Source organism: Emticicia sp. SJ17W-69, assembly GCF_051209875.1.
Classification (GTDB): domain Bacteria; phylum Bacteroidota; class Bacteroidia; order Cytophagales; family Spirosomataceae; genus Emticicia.
Genome location: NZ_JBNTQY010000001.1, coordinates 4,288,414 through 4,305,508, shown reverse-complemented (window position 1 = coordinate 4,305,508; position 17,095 = coordinate 4,288,414). Strand labels below are relative to the sequence as shown.

Annotated in this window: 14 protein-coding genes; 3 read left to right on the top strand and 11 right to left on the bottom strand. The window is 35.3% G+C overall.

Annotation, left to right across the window (positions count from 1 at the left end; all coding sequences use genetic code 11):
- Nucleotides 1–22: 22 nt before the first annotated feature.
- The 6 genes from ACQUQZ_RS17475 to ACQUQZ_RS17450 form a co-directional block, all read right to left on the bottom strand.
- Nucleotides 23–1,825, bottom strand: a complete 1,803-nt coding sequence (locus tag ACQUQZ_RS17475) for a hypothetical protein (protein WP_435356368.1) — start codon at nucleotides 1,823–1,825, stop codon at nucleotides 23–25.
- A gap of 82 nt (nucleotides 1,826–1,907) precedes the next feature.
- Complete coding sequence (locus ACQUQZ_RS17470) at nucleotides 1,908–2,684, bottom strand: hypothetical protein (RefSeq protein ID WP_435356367.1); 777 nt, start codon at nucleotides 2,682–2,684, stop codon at nucleotides 1,908–1,910.
- Nucleotides 2,685–2,717: 33 nt separating this feature from the next.
- Entirely contained in the window at nucleotides 2,718–3,044 is a 327-nt protein-coding gene (locus ACQUQZ_RS17465) for a LytR/AlgR family response regulator transcription factor (RefSeq protein WP_435356365.1), read from the bottom strand.
- 142 nt (nucleotides 3,045–3,186) lie between these two features.
- A complete protein-coding gene (locus ACQUQZ_RS17460; RefSeq protein ID WP_435356363.1) occupies nucleotides 3,187–4,155 on the bottom strand; it encodes a 3-coathanger stack domain-containing protein in 969 nt (322 codons plus the stop codon).
- Nucleotides 4,156–4,168: 13 nt separating this feature from the next.
- On the bottom strand, nucleotides 4,169–5,278 hold the full coding sequence (locus ACQUQZ_RS17455; protein WP_435356362.1) for a hypothetical protein: 1,110 nt from the start codon (nucleotides 5,276–5,278) through the stop codon (nucleotides 4,169–4,171).
- Nucleotides 5,279–5,353: 75 nt separating this feature from the next.
- The gene (locus ACQUQZ_RS17450) at nucleotides 5,354–6,562 is read right to left on the bottom strand and encodes a hypothetical protein (RefSeq protein WP_435356361.1); all 1,209 of its coding nucleotides are present in this window, start codon (nucleotides 6,560–6,562) and stop codon (nucleotides 5,354–5,356) included.
- Between the two features lie 162 nt (nucleotides 6,563–6,724).
- Here ACQUQZ_RS17450 and ACQUQZ_RS17445 point away from each other — a divergent pair, with 162 nt between their 5' ends.
- Together ACQUQZ_RS17445 and ACQUQZ_RS17440 are read left to right on the top strand one after the other, a co-directional pair.
- The gene (locus tag ACQUQZ_RS17445) at nucleotides 6,725–7,531 is read left to right on the top strand and encodes a response regulator transcription factor (protein WP_435356359.1); all 807 of its coding nucleotides are present in this window, start codon (nucleotides 6,725–6,727) and stop codon (nucleotides 7,529–7,531) included.
- 96 nt (nucleotides 7,532–7,627) lie between these two features.
- A complete protein-coding gene (locus ACQUQZ_RS17440) occupies nucleotides 7,628–8,434 on the top strand; it encodes a response regulator transcription factor (protein WP_435356358.1) in 807 nt (268 codons plus the stop codon).
- A gap of 2 nt (nucleotides 8,435–8,436) precedes the next feature.
- Here the strand turns inward: ACQUQZ_RS17440 and ACQUQZ_RS17435 are convergent, their stop codons facing one another.
- From ACQUQZ_RS17435 to ACQUQZ_RS17425, 3 genes are all read right to left on the bottom strand, one after another.
- Complete coding sequence (locus ACQUQZ_RS17435; RefSeq protein WP_435356356.1) at nucleotides 8,437–9,087, bottom strand: response regulator; 651 nt, start codon at nucleotides 9,085–9,087, stop codon at nucleotides 8,437–8,439.
- 110 nt (nucleotides 9,088–9,197) lie between these two features.
- Nucleotides 9,198–12,929 (bottom strand): 7TM diverse intracellular signaling domain-containing protein, encoded by a 3,732-nt coding sequence (locus tag ACQUQZ_RS17430; RefSeq protein WP_435356354.1) that lies wholly within the window; start codon nucleotides 12,927–12,929, stop codon nucleotides 9,198–9,200.
- 233 nt (nucleotides 12,930–13,162) lie between these two features.
- The gene (locus tag ACQUQZ_RS17425; RefSeq protein WP_435356353.1) at nucleotides 13,163–14,449 is read right to left on the bottom strand and encodes a Gfo/Idh/MocA family protein; all 1,287 of its coding nucleotides are present in this window, start codon (nucleotides 14,447–14,449) and stop codon (nucleotides 13,163–13,165) included.
- A gap of 217 nt (nucleotides 14,450–14,666) precedes the next feature.
- Between ACQUQZ_RS17425 and ACQUQZ_RS17420 the strand changes: the two genes are divergently transcribed.
- Nucleotides 14,667–15,146 carry a lysozyme inhibitor LprI family protein gene (locus tag ACQUQZ_RS17420; protein ID WP_435356351.1) on the top strand — a complete coding sequence of 160 codons (480 nt, stop codon included), beginning with the start codon at nucleotides 14,667–14,669 and terminating at the stop codon, nucleotides 15,144–15,146.
- Between the two features lie 13 nt (nucleotides 15,147–15,159).
- Here ACQUQZ_RS17420 and ACQUQZ_RS17415 read toward each other — a convergent pair whose 3' ends face one another.
- Nucleotides 15,160–15,564, bottom strand: coding sequence for an OmpA family protein (locus tag ACQUQZ_RS17415; RefSeq protein WP_435356349.1), 405 nt, complete (start codon nucleotides 15,562–15,564; stop codon nucleotides 15,160–15,162).
- Between the two features lie 35 nt (nucleotides 15,565–15,599).
- Nucleotides 15,600–16,964, bottom strand: a complete 1,365-nt coding sequence (locus ACQUQZ_RS17410; protein ID WP_435356348.1) for a CotH kinase family protein — start codon at nucleotides 16,962–16,964, stop codon at nucleotides 15,600–15,602.
- Nucleotides 16,965–17,095 lie beyond the last annotated feature (131 nt).

The window sequence follows — 17,095 nt, the reverse complement described above, 5'->3', positions numbered from 1 at the left end:
TATTCAAATGATTAGTCTAAAATTAATAAGTAATAGAATACTTAAATCTTACGCCACGAAGAGCCAAGGCATTATTACCCCAGTTTGCTCCTCCCGAACTAATATCAACTAAAATATAATAATAAAAATTAGCGTTATCCACGGTGATTACAGGAGACATAGATAAGGTAGCTGCCTGAACATTGGCACTTGAAGTTAGTGATGCTGTATTTACCGTAGCAATAATTGTTTGACTGGTAGGAGTCCCTATTCTTGGAACTCTTATTAGGCTTGCTTCTAAAAAATCAGTGCTTACATTATCAACAGCATGAATAGCCATTTCGCCCAAAATGGCATCATCAGGAAACTCCACTGGCATTACGATTTGTCCATCACCTTTTTTTACAGCACTCGAAAAATAAGCCAAGCAAGCAGTAGCCATGTAGGTAAAATTTGTTGAAGGTGTTGATCCGATATTTCTGGCATTGGCAGCAGATACATTATGGTATTTTGAGTAGGTATTAGTTGATGTGACTGCTGTTCCTTCCACCAAAAAACCATTGGCATCAACATGAACAGGTCGCAAACCCGTACCAGCTAAGCTATTAATTAGTACATTTCCTATAATGGCAGTAGAGCCATTTACATATAACTTATAACTAAGCGTATTATTTACGCCGATTCCAACATTTCCAGTACTTGAAATATTGATACGTTCTGTATTATTAGTCCCAATTGATAAACTTCCATTTTCATAATTCCAAAGCCTTGCATTAGCGACATTGGGCTCAAAACCAATATCTAAGCCATCAGTAGCTGTAATTCCTGACAATGAATTGGTCAATTTCATGATACCTTTTGAGCTATTGTTGGTTTGATGGCTATGAAATAGAGCAACTGGAGATACACCAATGCCAACATTGCCGTTTTTCAGAATCATCATAGCATTGCTTCGAGCAGCATTACTTTGTCCATTTCCAATGGTGAAAAGAGGGTCAGTAGCCACCCAAGAAGTAGCATTTGCTACTGGAATAACATTATAATAGCCCATAGCCACCGAATAATAGGAATTGGCATTTATACCTGTGCCGATAGCAACGCCATTTGTGCCAGAAGCATTGGCTAATTCTCCAAAAGCAAGTGTATTGGAAGTACCGTCGGCAATGGAGTTATTGCCAATAGCCACGCCATATTGAGCATTTACTCTTGCACCATAGCCCATTGCCAAACCATTAGTACCTATCGCTCGTGTATTTTCTCCAAAAGCAATAGTGTTTGAAGTACCATCGGAGATGGCATTTGTGCCAAAGGCAATACATCCTAAACCTGTTGCTCTTGAGTTATAACCCGAAGCGAAAGAATGTAATCCTACATTGGCAGCATCCCAAGCATCACCGTTTACAGTGCCACAGCGAAAAGCACTTCTGGAAGATACCCACATTAGACGTGTGCCAGCACCAGAAGTTGGTGCAGTTTGTGATAGACCGTTGTCTTCAATAAAAGGCAAAATCGTTGGATTACTCGACCAAAAACCACCCGCATTTGTATTTCTTATTTCATTTCCTGCTAAACCATTGACGCTCCACAAGCTATTTTTTGGTAGTTCAGTCCATACACCATTTTGACTATACCAAAAACCATTTGTATCAGTATCATAAACTAATAAACCATTGGCTGGACTAACAATGTTTGTTCTTTGAGTAGAGTTCATTCTTGGGAAAAGTACTCCTTGCGTTGTGCTATTGGCATCAATCATACTTTGAGTATTGGGAGTCAATGTAATACTTTGACTGAATGCCGACTTACAGAAAATAATCAATAAAAGATAAATTGTGATAGTTTTCATAGCTTTTGAATTTTTGTTCAAAACTATGGAATAGAAAGATGGAAGGGTACTACTAAATATAGTAGGATAATGCAAACATGCTTCAATTCCCTTTATAATAAAGCAATTTCTTGCCTGTATTTACGTCAGTGAGCAATAATGCACCTCGCTCAATGTAGTATTTTGAGTTGGCAACATCGGTAGTTTTGCCATTGACTGTAACTCTCCAATACAAAATATTGCCTTTCGTAAACCACTTTGCCCCAGCAGCTTTTACTTGGGCAATGGCAGAGTTTCCTCCACCCGAAGAATTTCCCGAACTATTTGGACCGCTCACATACGAACTTGAACCGCCATCATCAATCGTTCCATCAGCATTCAAAATAATGGAAGTGCTACTTCCACCATAAAACCCACCATTGCTTGAATAATTCTCTTGGTTTGTCCATTTTCCAACTAAATTTGGGTCTCGATAAAGCCCGTCAGGTTTATTGTTTGGAGTATTTTGTATCGTTATTTTTGCTTCTTTTGTATAATTTCCCTGTAAAATCACTTGACCATTATAGTTTATATTTTGCTGAATTTTTCCCTTATTTAGCTGCATCGAAAAGTTGAATATTGTACCATCTTTATAGGCCAATGTTCCTGTAACGGTGCTACTATTCATGTTGCCTCTAAGAGTATAAAGTTCTTTCGCACCATTTGATGATACTATCACTTGTCCATTTACTTGATTTGTTGAAGTTTTTAAATTCATTTCGGCTTGTAGAGTTCCGTTAGTACCTTGCACTTGACCGTACCAATTCCCATCGAAAGATTGTGCCATAGCCGTCAGCTTTGAAAAGATAAAAAGGGTGTAGATAATAAGCGTTTTTTTCATTGTTTGTAGTGTTTACAAAAAGGTAATTTATAATCAAATAAGTACAACTGTTGAATTATTTTTTAAAATCAACCTTTTTCTTCGCCTTGCCAAACCAAGCGAAGTACCATCATTTAGCACTACTAATGTATCGGAAAAAGAGGCGATAAAAGTGCGATTGATGATATGCTCTTTATGAATCCTGACAAATGTGTTATCTGCTAAAACTTGTTCCAAGTTTTTAAGCGTTTTGGTCAAAACGATAGGTTTTCCTTCGGCTAAATGTAGTACACAATAATTTTGCTGACCTTCAATCCAAATGATGTTTGCGTGAGGCAACTGTTCTTGTGGACGATGCTTTGATAGTGAGAGAGTTTTCATGGTTTTTAGTTTTTTGAATGTCCAAAATTAATTACAGAATAAGCATAGAAAAACTACTAAATATAGTAGGATATTACTCTTTTCATCATGCATGATGAAAAGAGTAATATCCTACTGAGAAAGTTTTAGAAAGATTTAATATTTACTGACAGCCGCCAATTTCAGCCTTGAAAATAGAACCACTTGCTACCCTAAAACCACCATTTGCAGGTGTTAAAAGTATTGACTTTGCAGAGCGAAATATTACATTTGAAGAACCTGATATTTTATTATTAGCAGTAATTATATTGTTGGTTTGCTTGATAGTACTTACAGATATGAAATCATCAGTTGGGCTTTGTAAATTAATAGCATCTGCACATTGCGGGGAAGGTGCTCGTACGATTATTTCAAAAACTTGTTGTAAACTCCATAGGTTTTTCCCATTTTTTACTCTAACTGAAAATAAATGTTGACCTACTGGAAAAGAGGGCTGAATACTGATTGCCTGATTTACTATTTCACCTGCCTGAGTAACCGAAAGCTTTATTCCATTTCCAATGCCAGGGTCATTATCAAAAAAGTATTCAGCAGCTACAATTTCGCTTGGTGCATTGACTGATTCAACCACATAAAAATTTTGTTGTTGAAATAGACTCCATTCATTGTTTGCGTTTTTGACTCTCACGGCCAGAAGATGGTATCCAACAGGCAAATTGCTCGGAATAGCAATGCTTTTAGATAAGATTTCACCTTGAACAGCCGAAATCTGTATTCCATTTCCAATGCCAGGGTCGCTGTCAAAAAAGTATTCTGCAGCCACAATTTCGCTTAGAGCATTGACTGATTTAACCACATAAAAATTTTGTTGTTGAAATAAACTCCATTCATTGTTTGCGTTTTTGACTCTCACAGCCAGAAGATGGTATCCAACAGGTAAATTGTTCGGAATAACAATATTTTTCGTTACTATGTCACCTTGAACAGCCGAAATCTGTATTCCATTTCCAATGCCAGGGTCATTGTCAAAAAAGTATTCAGCAGCTACAATTGGTTCATTATTATTGATTTGTGCTACAACTATTTGTGACAGAAAAAGAGTGATTATTAGTAATAAATTTTGTTTTTTCATAATGTTGATGAATTTAGTTGGCACGTCTGGTTGTTAGTTGCAATTGGAGTGTTCCTCCTTGGGTAACCGTAGTGTTATTTATTGTTATAGTTCGAATATAAGGTATGCGACTATTTCTGCCATTCGTCCAGTTCATGTAAGTGTTAGTGTCAAATAATACCCCTAAGTCTTTTCCATCTGTACCTGCATTATTCGCCACACCCGTAGCAATGGTAAAATTTAGTAATGAGCTACCAACTGCATTATTTATATCAGTTTGACTTACCATTTGAGGGCTTTGGTTTGTAATGTTTCCTCCTAAATTGGCATTATTTCCTAACAACCACGGACTATTATCAGCACAGTTGAATGTGATGTTATTGAGAAAACTACAATTAAAAATGTTTGCCCCTCCGTTATGGGGAGTAACATTATTTAATAGTTTGGAAAAAACATTATTCTTAAATATAACATTATTGATTGTACTGAAAAATAGAGGACTGTTAGTGTTATCATTTGAATAAAACACGTTGTGATCAAATACCACATTGCTACAATTGGCAAAACCGTATAAAAAATAACTATTACTGTTATTGCGGCACATGATGTTATTTATAAAAATACAATTCAAAATAGGATTATTGCTTGGCACATCTATTGTGCTATTTAGAAAGAAGTTTCCTTCTACCAAGTGTCCTGAAATGAATCCAATGCCATTATCAAAGACTAATTTTGCATTTTGAAACCTGTTTCGGACAATCTTGAGATTTTTTACGATTGGATTTGCATAGGCAGTATTGCTTCTTAGCGAGCCTTCAAAATTTAAACCCATGATAACACAGCCATTACTATTTTCATCGTCGATATTCAAAATTCTAAGGTTGCCAATGGTTGCTCGAAAAGAGGGTGTTACGTCTGGTTCCATGCCAGGGCCAATAACTGTTAATTTTTTGCCTATAATTGTGGCATCACCATAAGAAGTTGTGCTACCGTGTACATAAATTGTATCGCCGTACGCTGCGGCATCTATCGCTCCTTGTAAGCTGCTGTACATTGCACCACCTGGGTTATTATTTACTGTAAATATTGCGGCACGAGAAGCTAAAGATAATAAGAGAAAAAGTGTAAAATTGAGTTTTTTCATGGTGTTTTCTTAGTTTTAATGATATTTATTTAGAATTTTTGAATAGGCAAAGTGTGAAAACTAAAGCTTTTAGCTTTAAAATTCCACATGGCTCATAGCCACAATTTTCCAGCCGTCGAGTCTTTCCAAAATACGTAATTCACGAGTTTTATTGAATGGCTTGCCATCAGCATTGAATACCTCCTGCGTATAAGTTACCCAAGCGTTGGTAGTACCAACATGAGCTTCATAATCTGAGATTTTGTAGGTTTGTCCAGTAGGTTTATGTACTTTCTTAAACTCTTCGCCGAAGGCTCTTAATTGTTCGCCTTTGAGATAGACAGGCATACCGAGTGTTTTGAGATAAGCTTGCTGACGTTCCACATATTGGGCATTATAAGCCCATTGTTTATTCATAGTTTCAACGTCACCAGCATGATAAGCGTTAGTTTCTGCTTCAATGGTTTTTTTTACGTTTCCTTGCTCAAAGGCATTGCCTGAATAGTCCCAAAGAGCTATTAACCCTGCAATTTTCCAGCTACCATTTACTTTTTCGAGCATTCTCATTTCTTTTGAAGGAGCTTGTTCTTTACCATACAAATATTGGTCGTAGGTTACTAAAACAGCATTTGAGCTATAAAATTTGAATGTGAAATTCTCATTGATTGGATTCATTTCACGAGGTCTATTACCAAATGTTGCATCATTTTCTTTTTTGATTTCGGCAAAACCAAATTTTGTTGAGTAACCTGTGCGTGTATTCCAGCCTCTGAAGGTTGTTGGTGAGTCAAGAAAATAACCGTTTACATCTTTTGTAGCATAAACATCAATGGTTTCTTGTTTGAGCATTTTTTTGATACTTTCTTGTTCAGTTAAGGTATTTTCTGCGGCAAGATAAGTATGTTGACCATTCAGGTACATCAAATTATTTCCCTTGATTTCGTAAACATAAGTAGAGGCATAATCTGATATTAGGTCGGGAGTTCCATCATTATAATGTCGTATTGAATGTTCAATACCTATTGCTATCACGGTATTACCCGATTGCCGAATCTTTAAATCTTTAAAACTGATATCTACATTTCTTACATTTTTGAATAAACCCATAATTTGAGTCTTATTGGCAATGTAGCCGCTTCCCGATACTAATACATAATTTTCTACTGCTCGTTCCTGAATGGCTTTATGGGGGTTTGCCTCAAACTCTTTTTTCATGGCAGCAAAAAGTTTTTCGGCTTGCGTTTGACAAAATGCTATCTGAAAAGATAGTAGTAAACAAATGAAGGTTGTGATTGTTTTTTTCATGGCTTTAAAATTTAAGATTTTGATGTTTTTGTAAAATGAAAACTACCAATCGAATGATTGGTGCTACCGTTAAAAAAATACTTTATCAAAATTATGTTATCTAAAAATTGCTTCAAATAGGGATTTATCCCTATATTGTCTTATGAATTAGATAACTTTTGCATGATTTTTAATAGAAAAACACTCCAACCTGTCAAAAGAGACGATTTTTTTACAATTGTCAATAGAGATGCCGTCATCAATGAGCCGATTCAACCAGAAGCCTATTTTTCTCCTTTAATAGAACACATAAAAAAGTTTGCCGTCGGACAATACTTTTGGTTTGTTGCCAATCTTTTGGAAGGCAAAACGTGTTTGTCGGCAGGAATGTCTCAGCAAATTATTGGAGTTCCCCTCGACACCTTAGTTTCTACTACTTTTGATACAATACTTAACCGAATACATCCCGACGACCTTTCTCAGATGTTTGCCTTTACCAATCAATGGATTCAAATACTAAATAATGTGTCGTTGGAACAAAAAAGGCAACTGCATCCTACCATTTATATCAGACAAAGAAACCATGAGGAACGCTACAAATGGACGATGGTGAAGTATGCTGACCATATTTTTGATGAGGAAGGAAACGTTATTTATGCTTTTACATTGGTTACTGATATTTCGCATATAAAAACCGAAGGCCCCGCTATGATGAGTATTATAGACTCAGAAGATGAGGTTTGTCAGCATTTTTTCTGTTCTACCGAAAATGGTTTGTTCGAAGCCCAAGAATATACTACTTCTCTAACAAAAAGAGAGATTGAAATTTTAAATCAATTATCAATTGGGCTTAGTAGCAAACAAATAGCAAGCGAATTGAATATTTCGATAAAAACAGTTGATAACCATCGCCAAAATATGTTGCAAAAAACCAATTCAAAATCTACTGGTGAATTGATAAGTTATGCTATCAAATCGGGGTATTTGTAGTATTTTACTTGAAGAAATGAGTACTTTTTGAACCAAATTTTTCAACCGACCTCAAATGTTAAGTTTAGATTACAAAAGTTATTTAAATTATTTTACATGATTTTTAATAGAAAAACACTCCAACCTGTCAATAGAGACGACTTCTCTCCAATTGTCAATAGAAATGCCGTCATCAATAAGCAGATTCAGCCAGAAGTCTATTTTTCTCCTTTAATAGAACACATAAAAAAGTTTGCTGTTGGACAATACTTTTGGTTTATTGCCAATCTTGTAGAAGGAAGAACGTGTCTGGCTGGAGGTATGTCTCAGCAAATTATTGGGGTCTCGCTCGATAACCTAGTTTCTACTCCTCCCGATACATTATTTAATAGAGCCCACCCCGATGATATTTCTCAAATGTTTGCTTTTACTAACCAATGGATTCATATAATGAATAGTGTTTCATTGGAGCAAAAAAAACAATTGCATCCTACTATTTATATTAGGTTAAAAAACCACGAGGAACGCTACAAATGGACGATGGTAAAATACATTGACCATATTTTCGATGAGGAAGGAAACGTTACTTATGCTTTCACATTGGTTACAGATATTTCTCATATCAAAACCGAAGGCCCCGCCATGATGAGTATCGTAGACTCAGAAGATGAAGTCTGTCAGCATTTTTTCTGTTCTACCGAAAATGGATTATTTGAAGTCCAAGGCTATACTATTGCATTAACAAAAAGAGAAATTGAAGTATTAAATCAATTATCCATTGGGCTAAGTAGCAAACAAATTGCAAGCGAATTGAATATTTCGATAAAAACAGTGGATAACCACAGGCAAAATATGTTGCAGAAAACTAACTCGAAATCTACTGGAGAGTTGATAAGTTATGCCATAAAATCGGGGTATTTGTAGAATTAAACCAATTTATTCTGTAAAGCCTTAGAAATAGCTTCGGTTGCCGAATTTACATGAAGTTTACGGTAGATATTTTTTAAATGAAAATTGACCGTCGGATAAGAGATTTTTAATTCATCGGCTATCAGCTTATAGCTGAGTCCACGTACCAAAAGTTCCAAAACTTTTTGTTCGCTATCGGTCAATTCAATAAAATCATTGATTTTTTGATTTTGGTTTTGAAACATCGTCAGCACCTTACGGGCAATGCTCGGAGTCATGGGTGAGCCGCCTTGATAGGCATCAATTATTGCCGAAACATAACGTTCGGGCGAAGAGGCTTTCAGAATATAACCGCTTGCACCTGCACAAATCGCCGCAAAAATACGAGTATTGTCTTCAAAAACCGTTTGCATCAACATCTGTACTTCTGGATATTTTTGTTTCACGAGTTGCACCGCCTCAATACCCGAAATGCCAGGCATTTGAATATCCATCAAAATCACATCTGGCTTATCTCTACGGGTATTTTCCAAGATATTCTTCGCATTTGGGTACGCATTTACGAATAGCAATTCTGGCACACTCCGAACAGTTTCAGTGAGCAATTCTCGCAAATCAGGTATATCTTCGTAAATACAAACTCGTATCATAGCAGTTTTTTCTTGCAAAGATTTGATATTTATTTTTCTAAAAAAACTATTAGATTTAGTAGGTAAGAGGAATGTCGATTTATGAATGACGATTTACGAATTTGGGTCTAAATTTTAATGAAAATTCTTCAATAATTCAAAATTAGCTTTACTTCTGTACCTTCATTTTCTTTTGATTTGATTGCCAATTTCGCATTGATTTTGTCGGCTCTTTTTTGGAGATTTTCTAAACCATTTCCTTTCTGAATGGCTTCTTTATCAAAGCCTTTACCATTGTCTAAAATGCTGATAATAAGAATTTTGTCAGAAGTTTTAGCCGAAATATTTACATCCGTAGCTTCTGAATGGCGAGCAATATTATTGATGGCTTCTTTGAAAATTAGATAAACTTCTCGCCGCTCAAGTACAGGCAAAATAATTTGGTAAGCAGCGGCATCAACATCAATTTGTAGCTCGATTTGTTTTGAATCAAAAACATCTCTTGCGAAAGCGATAATGCGTTCGAGCCATTCTTCTGACTGGTCATTGGAAGGATTGATATCCCAAACAACTTCTCGCACCAATCGCAAAATATCTCTTGATTTTTGGCTAATTGTATCAAATCTATTGGCAATTTCCGAATTTTGTTTTGATGCCCTTTGCCTACTTAATTCCGAATACATCGTCAGGCTACTCAATGAAGCTGCCAAATCGTCATGCAGATTGGTTGAAATTTCGTTTCTAATGCTTTGTTGTCGTTGCTGTTCTTTCTGACTTTGCCGTAGTTTATCGCCAAAAGCGACTGAAAACAAGACAATTTCGAGCATTGAGCCAACCATTAAGTAATATTCTTGGTTCATAGCCGAGATAAGATTGAGGTTCTTTAACGCAACAATAATTCCAGCTAACGAAATGCTCACCATAGCCAAAGCATAGTAACGAATGATACGGATTTTTCGTAAAAAATAAGTGTAAACTACCCATGATTGTAGCACCAACAAAAAGAAAGTAAGGGCAATACCTATGAAATTTGAGTACCAATCATAGTGTATAAGCAAACTACAACTAAACAGTAAAAATACTAATGAAAAAGCTTTAACGGGTATAATTATTTGTGGAATATAGGTTTTGAAATTCAAGAATTCTATGGTGAAATAAATCATAAAAAATGAAGAGAAATTCAAGAAAACTAAATGAAAGCAATCATTTAACCAAGAATTTGACCAAATATATTGGTAAAAAAAGCCATAAAGAACGGCTTGTAATGCCCCGAAGCACAGCACATAAAAAATATAATAAATCAAAGAATTATCTCGAATGACGATCCATAAAAATAAGTTGTAGAGAGCAATCAATAAAATGAAACCAAAGTAAATGCCCCAAATAATTTTACGAGTAGAAATTTGTTGAAAGAGTTCGGACTCTTGCCAAAAATTGATGGGAAATTTCAAGTCTTCGGTACTTTTAAAACGCAAGAAAATCAAGTATTCTTGGTTTTCAATCATGTCAATTTTGAAAATCGGATTGGCATCTTTAATCGGACTGAGTTGATAAGGAAAATGGTCGCCTTGTTTCTTGGAATGGATGATTCTGTTATGCTCCAAAACAAATAACTCAACTTCATTGATTCGACTGTTTTCGATTTCTAAAAACCATTTTTTATCAGCCAAATTCATCACCCGCATCATCAGCCAAACAGGTTTATTGACATAACCATAATTTGGAATATCATTTATAATGGGCTTAAAACTGCTCATAAACTGAGCGTTTTCGACATTTGGGCGTTTAAAAATTTCTCTTTCATCTACAAAACCTAGGCACTGATTGGCAACAAATTGATGCGTCATTTCTTTAGTCAAAACAAAATTTGGTGTTTGTTTACTCTTCGTTATATCATCAGAAAAAAAGCGATTGAGTCCATTCACACCACCAAAAAACAATTCTCCATTAGTCGATTGCAAGGAGCTATAACCATTGAATTCATAAGCTTGCAGCCCATCATTCAAGTTGAATGAAGTGAAGCGTCTTTGTTGGGCATCGTAACGAGCCAGTCCACGATTGGTACTTACCCAAATCTGTTGATTTTTGTCAATTTCACAAGCATAAATAAAGTTATTGGGCAAGCCATCTTCTGTTGTGAAAAAATCTTTTTTATTCTTTTTAGGGAAGTAATGATAAAGCCCGTTGCTTGTGCCAATCCACCAAGAAAAATCTACTTTTGATTGCTTGACACAAATCGGGATCCCATCTTGAATGATTTGTTTAACAGTATAATTATCGAAATTATTTGTTGTAGTTAATTCCCATAATCCGCCATTATAAAATCCAATAAAGTATTGATTATCAGTTATTTTTTTTAGCAAAGAAATGCGTTTATCTTGAAAAATTACTTTGTTTTTGATAACTTTTTTCTGCTTATCCAAAAAATAAATCCCAGCTTCTGTACCTAATAATAAGTCATTTTTATCCTCTTCTATATATCGAATAAAATTGGACAAAGAGCGGTCTTTTCCATAAAGATTACTGATTTTTTTGATGTTGTGATTTTGTAAAAAAGCCAAGCCTTGTGAAGTGCCAATCCAAATGTTTTTTGCAGAATCTTGCTTCAAAAACCGAATGGTATTAGAGGGCAATGGATTATGTTTTTCATCATTATAAAAACTTTTTTCGATACTGAGGTTTTTATCATTGATAATCCAAAGTCCGCTTTGTTGTGTGCCTAAAATGAGTTGATTTTTAGCCTCATCTTTCAAAATAAATCTGACCGAATAATTGAGCAAATCTTTCGGGAAATTTTCAGGAAAAGGAATTCTGAAACTACTCAAATTGCCAGGCAAAAGTTGGATACGATCGATACCATAAGGGTCAGTATTTGCCCAAATAATACCGTCATAGTCAACATATACTTGACTAACTTCGTTAATAAAAAGGTTGTTTTTGCCTAAAAAACTTTCATTTTTTATTTGTATAAAGTTTTGATTATCAGTAGAATAACGTAATACTCCATGCTTTTCTGTGGCCAACCATAAATTTCCTTTATGGTCGGTATCTACATCAAATACCAATTGAATCAGTTTGTTTTTTTCAAATTCGTTGATATACTTTATTTCATTTGAAAGAAAATCAAATGAAACTAAGCCATCAGAAGTGGCAATCCAAAGTAGCTTGCCGACGGGCAATATTTTAATAATTTCAAGTGGTTTTCCTGCTTTGTTTTTAGGATGATTGGAAAAGAAATAATCAATTTTTTTATTAGAAGTATCAAGTCTAATAACAGCATCGGTTGTATGAATCCAAAGTTTGCCAAAAGTATCAAATTGTGTAGAATTGATAGTTCGAAAATAATTGGTGTTGAAAGAGGTATTGGAAAGAATAATCTGTTTTTTCTGAGATTTTAGAAATAATTTTACTAATCCTTCTGCATCCGACCAATACCATACAATACCACTGGTGGCTTTGATGGGAAATACCTCATTTTTGACAATTTCGTTTTTATTATTTTTAGTAAAAAAAGTCTCAAAATCATTGCTGATATATCGGTAGTGATTCAATGAATTTTCTGTACCAATCCATAAATCACCCTTGTCATCCTCAATGATTTTTTTAATTTCTATGCCATTTATACTATTTTTATGACTTTTTGAAGGTCTGAAAGTTGTAAAATTTTCTCCATCCCATCTGTTCAAACCATCTTGTGTACCAAACCACATCGTACCTCTTGAGTCTCGCAACATAGCAAAAACAGAGCCTTGCGAAAGTCCCATTTCCGTACCGTAATGGTCAATTCGATAGTTTAGTTTTTGGGCTTTCGAGAAAAAAAAACAGCAAATAAATAGCCCAACCAAAATGCTTTTTACTAAGAACTTTTGTTGGTAAGACATAAAGGTTTTTTTTACTATTGGAGTGTATAATTTCCCCTCCTTTTTTCAAGGAGGGGTGTCCTGACGATAGTCGGACGGGGTGGTTTTAGGGCAATAAATGCTTGAAAATATGCAAAATTGGAGTGAACCACCCCGTCAAAATTCGACTTCGTCAGAATTTTGCCACCGAGCGTCGGTCGCCCCTCCTTGAAAAAAGGAGGGGAAATAAATGAAAAGTACATAATTTTGAATTTTCAAATCAAATCCCAGGGCTTGCGATATTCTCTTGAAAGAAAAGCGTTGGCTTCGGCATCGTGACGAAACTTCTCTTTCTTGGCATTCCAATGTAATTCTTTTCCGCCTAAACGATAAGAAATAAGCCCCAAGTGCATCGGCATGGTCATTTGACGAGCATATTCCAGATTCGATTGTGGTTGGGTACGGTTTTTTACAGCCGTTACAAAATTTTGCTGATGCCCCGACGAGCGTTCGATGATTTTTGGTATTTCGGGAATATCACTCATCGTCACGCCATTGATTGTAATTTCTTTGGTGGTATAATCACAAATCAAAGTGCCTTTTTCTCCTTCAAAATATGCTCCGATGCCACGTTTTTCTGCACCTGGAACATTCGGTGGAGTTGATGTCCAATAAAGTTTTAGGTCTTCAAAATCATATTCAATGTCAATCCATTTTGGTGCATCGCCAGTGCCTTCGGGAGCTTCGCCTTTGGCTTTCACTCTCGTAAGGTTTTTTGGTGAAATAGACCACCAAACAATATCAGCAATATGACACCAAAAATCTTGAAAAACGCCGCCCGAATAATCAAGAAAATAACGATAGCTGAAATGACAACGCTCAGGCGTATATTGTGAGTAGGGGGCAGGCCCGAGCCACATATCCCAATTCAAATTGGCAGGTGGTGTTTGATAATTGGCAGGACCCAGCACTGGCGGAAAACCAGTTTTCCAAAGTCTGACAGTTTTCACTTTTCCGATTGCTCCTGATTGAATAATTTCGGCTACTCGGTGATAATTTTCACCCGCGTGAATTTGTGTGCCGAGCTGAAAAATTCGGTCGTGCTTTTTCATCGCCTTTAGCATCTGTTGGCCTTCACGTACATTATAAGAGAGTGGTTTTTCCCCATAAACGTCTTTACCAGCTTGAAACGCCATGATGGCAATTTGTGCGTGCCAATGGTCGGGCGTAGCACAGGTGATGGCATCAATGTCTTTTCTATCTAAAATTCTTCTAAAATCATCATAAGTTTGAGCTTTTGTATCGGGATGTAGCTCGGTGAGTAAATTCTTAGCTTTGGCTAAATGGTCTTTATCTAAATCGCAAAGGCCAACAATCTCCACTTCGGGCAAAGCTGCAAACCATTTCAAATGCTGTGTTCCCATGCCATTGATTCCTATGTGTGCCACTCGCAAGCGGTCGCTGGGAGCTACTTTTTTGAGAAAACTGGGCGTAATGGCAAGTCCCAGAGCAGCAAGGCTACTTTGGCGAATAAAATCACGGCGATTGAGTTGGTTTTGCATTTAGATAAGGTAAAGTTTTAGCGTTGAAGATTGACAAGCAATTTATAAAGAATTGAGGTATTTCTTTCTTTTTAGATGCTTAATTTATTTAAAATAAACTTTTCAAATAAACAAAAAGATAATTTATTTTTTACATACAAACGATAATTGTCATAAAATTCGTTGTAAACTAAGTTTGAATAAAATTTGAGAATTTATTAAATCCACATAAAAACCTATGAAAAAACAAATAAAATTTATAGGAATTGCTTTCTTTTTTATGAATTGTTTTTTTGCAAAAGCTCAATCGAAAGTTTTTGATAATTATGAAATGCTGAGAAGCAATGACAAACGAATTTCTCAAATTGATAGTTTTGTCAAAAAATGTCTGAGTACAAATGAAGGCAGTTCCACACTTGGAATGAGAGGTTGCTATTATGAGGGTACTGTTAAAATGGATTCTTTATTGAATATTGTATATAAAGAAGCACTTCAAATGCTCAAAAAAGAAGACCAAGAAAAACTAAGAATAAGCCAAAGAACTTGGCTTAAATTTTTTGAAGCAGAGACAGGTTTTACAAATGAAGTTTTCAGAAGTTGGTCTAACTATTCCAAATATGGTTATGGTTCACAAATAAATATTACAGAATCAGTCATGACTTACACATTAATAAGTGAAAGAGTCAATCGTTTATGCTATTATTTGACGGCAGAATGATATAAACCTCCCTTCAAAACACAATCGGCTTAAATTGAATATCAACTCTACGGTTTCGTTCACGGCCTTCCCATGTATTATTATCGTAAGCAGGAGCCTCGAAGGCAAAATCTTTAAATCGTAGCTTTTCTTGAGAAATTTCCATCGCTCTTAGTAGGTCGATTACTGATTTACTTCTCATTCTGCTCAAATATTCGTTGTATTCCCTACCACCAATATTATCGGTGTGGCTCATGATATTGATTTCGTAGTATTCAAGGTGTTTGATGCTTTTTACAAAATCATATAGCTCTTGGGCTTGTTGTCTGTCGATATATGCACTGCCACCACCAAAATAAATACTTCGTACAATCTCTTTCACTTCCTGCCCGAAAGAGGTGTTAAAAGAAAAAAGAAATAATACAAAAAGAATCTTCATGTGAGTTATTGTTTATCAAATTTATAAAAAAAACTTCACAATCTTCCAATATTTTCATCAATCCATAAGGCATGAGTTTTTAGCCAAGATTTCATTCTGACAATTTCTTTTTCGTGCGAACCTTTGGTCGAATTTGGCGTAATTCTTTCATCTAAAATATCCCATCTTTCAAAATTTCGAGCCACCATTCCGCTTTCAGTGATTTGTTTTGAAAAATCATCAATCGTTTTATCTAATTGATTATCAGATAGTTGTGTTACTCGAAGACTTTTCCATCTTGCAATCAATTTATTTTTAAAAGTTTCATCGGCCATCAAGCGTTTCCACCAAAAAGGTACGAGCCAAGTATCGCCCCCGCAATATTGATTGTATTGAAACACCCAAGCATGGCGATTCATGCCATCACAAAAACCGTTATCCGAACCAAAAGCAATATCAAAATCCCATATTGGACCCATTTGCAGTTTTTTGCCTCGGTCTTTTTGCAAATATGTGCTAAGTCGATAGCCATCATGGTTTTGCATAAGTTCGGTCAAGATAAAAAAATCAATAAAACTATCAACATCAATATAGTTTTGATAACCTTTTACTTCATCTTTGAAGTTTTCAGAGGCTAAGGCATTTTCAAATTCAGCCATATAATTTTGAATGTATCGTTGCTGAATCGGCGAAATATTCTTTGGTTTTGGATATTCATATAAAAAATGTATAATATTTCGCTTACTAAGTCTGCCTTTGGTATCGTAGCGAGATGGAAATGCATTTTCGCTCGAATAATTTGTTTGGTCATTACTATTGCCTGCTGTTTTATCAATTTTCAAGATATACCCGCCTGTAATTTTCTCGGCAATAGTATCGTTTTTGCTCAATTTGGTAATTTTTATTCGGTCGTTGTCTTGTTTGAGCTTTTCCATCAAAACATAAAATCCGAGATATTCACCATTGATTTCTAATTCTACAAACTTAGTTCGAGCGGCATATCGCCCAATGTCATTCGAGATTTTGTAGGCAACTGTATTTCGCAAAAGTGTTTTATCACCATAAGGGCCGTGTAGTATCCAAGCCGAGTTTTTTGGTAAACCTAAAAGCGGAGCTGCCAAAGATTCATTTTTAGCATCTCGAAGCTCAAAACCATAAGATTTTTTATCATAAAACATTTGAGAAACTGCTCCTCGTAGCTCAATTCCAATGTCTGAATTAAATATAGTACTATCTTTTAGCACGATACTCAAACTTGCTTTTCTTTTTGGGGAATCAATGATCTCTTTAGCAGATTTAATAATAAGGTAGGGAACATTTTTGTTCTTAGGGGTTTTGATGACATAATGGCTTTTGTTCGAACTATTACACGTCAAAAACCCAAACACAATGAATGTGTAGATGGTCAGTTTAAATTTCATTTTTTATAGCTTTTTCAATTTTGTGGTAATTTATCAATTTACAACGGATGCACAAAAAAAGCGATGTAAATATTGAAATATTTACATCGCTTTTTAATGTTAAAACGTGACATTTTGTTAAATGCACTAAA

Bases quoted from the DNA above. Each gene is read 5' to 3' on its own strand.
- ACQUQZ_RS17430 (WP_435356354.1), bottom strand. From the start codon at position 12,929: ATGTCTTACCAACAAAAGTTCTTAGTAAAAAGCATTTTGGTTGGGCTA.
- ACQUQZ_RS17425 (WP_435356353.1), bottom strand. From the start codon at position 14,449: ATGCAAAACCAACTCAATCGCCGTGATTTTATTCGCCAAAGTAGCCTT.
- ACQUQZ_RS17410 (WP_435356348.1), bottom strand. From the start codon at position 16,964: ATGAAATTTAAACTGACCATCTACACATTCATTGTGTTTGGGTTTTTG.
- ACQUQZ_RS17450 (WP_435356361.1), bottom strand. From the start codon at position 6,562: ATGAAAAAAACAATCACAACCTTCATTTGTTTACTACTATCTTTTCAG.
- ACQUQZ_RS17475 (WP_435356368.1), bottom strand. From the start codon at position 1,825: ATGAAAACTATCACAATTTATCTTTTATTGATTATTTTCTGTAAGTCG.
- ACQUQZ_RS17455 (WP_435356362.1), bottom strand. From the start codon at position 5,278: ATGAAAAAACTCAATTTTACACTTTTTCTCTTATTATCTTTAGCTTCT.
- ACQUQZ_RS17440 (WP_435356358.1), top strand. From the start codon at position 7,628: ATGATTTTTAATAGAAAAACACTCCAACCTGTCAATAGAGACGACTTC.
- ACQUQZ_RS17470 (WP_435356367.1), bottom strand. From the start codon at position 2,684: ATGAAAAAAACGCTTATTATCTACACCCTTTTTATCTTTTCAAAGCTG.
- ACQUQZ_RS17460 (WP_435356363.1), bottom strand. From the start codon at position 4,155: ATGAAAAAACAAAATTTATTACTAATAATCACTCTTTTTCTGTCACAA.
- ACQUQZ_RS17445 (WP_435356359.1), top strand. From the start codon at position 6,725: ATGATTTTTAATAGAAAAACACTCCAACCTGTCAAAAGAGACGATTTT.
- ACQUQZ_RS17465 (WP_435356365.1), bottom strand. From the start codon at position 3,044: ATGAAAACTCTCTCACTATCAAAGCATCGTCCACAAGAACAGTTGCCT.
- ACQUQZ_RS17420 (WP_435356351.1), top strand. From the start codon at position 14,667: ATGAAAAAACAAATAAAATTTATAGGAATTGCTTTCTTTTTTATGAAT.
- ACQUQZ_RS17415 (WP_435356349.1), bottom strand. From the start codon at position 15,564: ATGAAGATTCTTTTTGTATTATTTCTTTTTTCTTTTAACACCTCTTTC.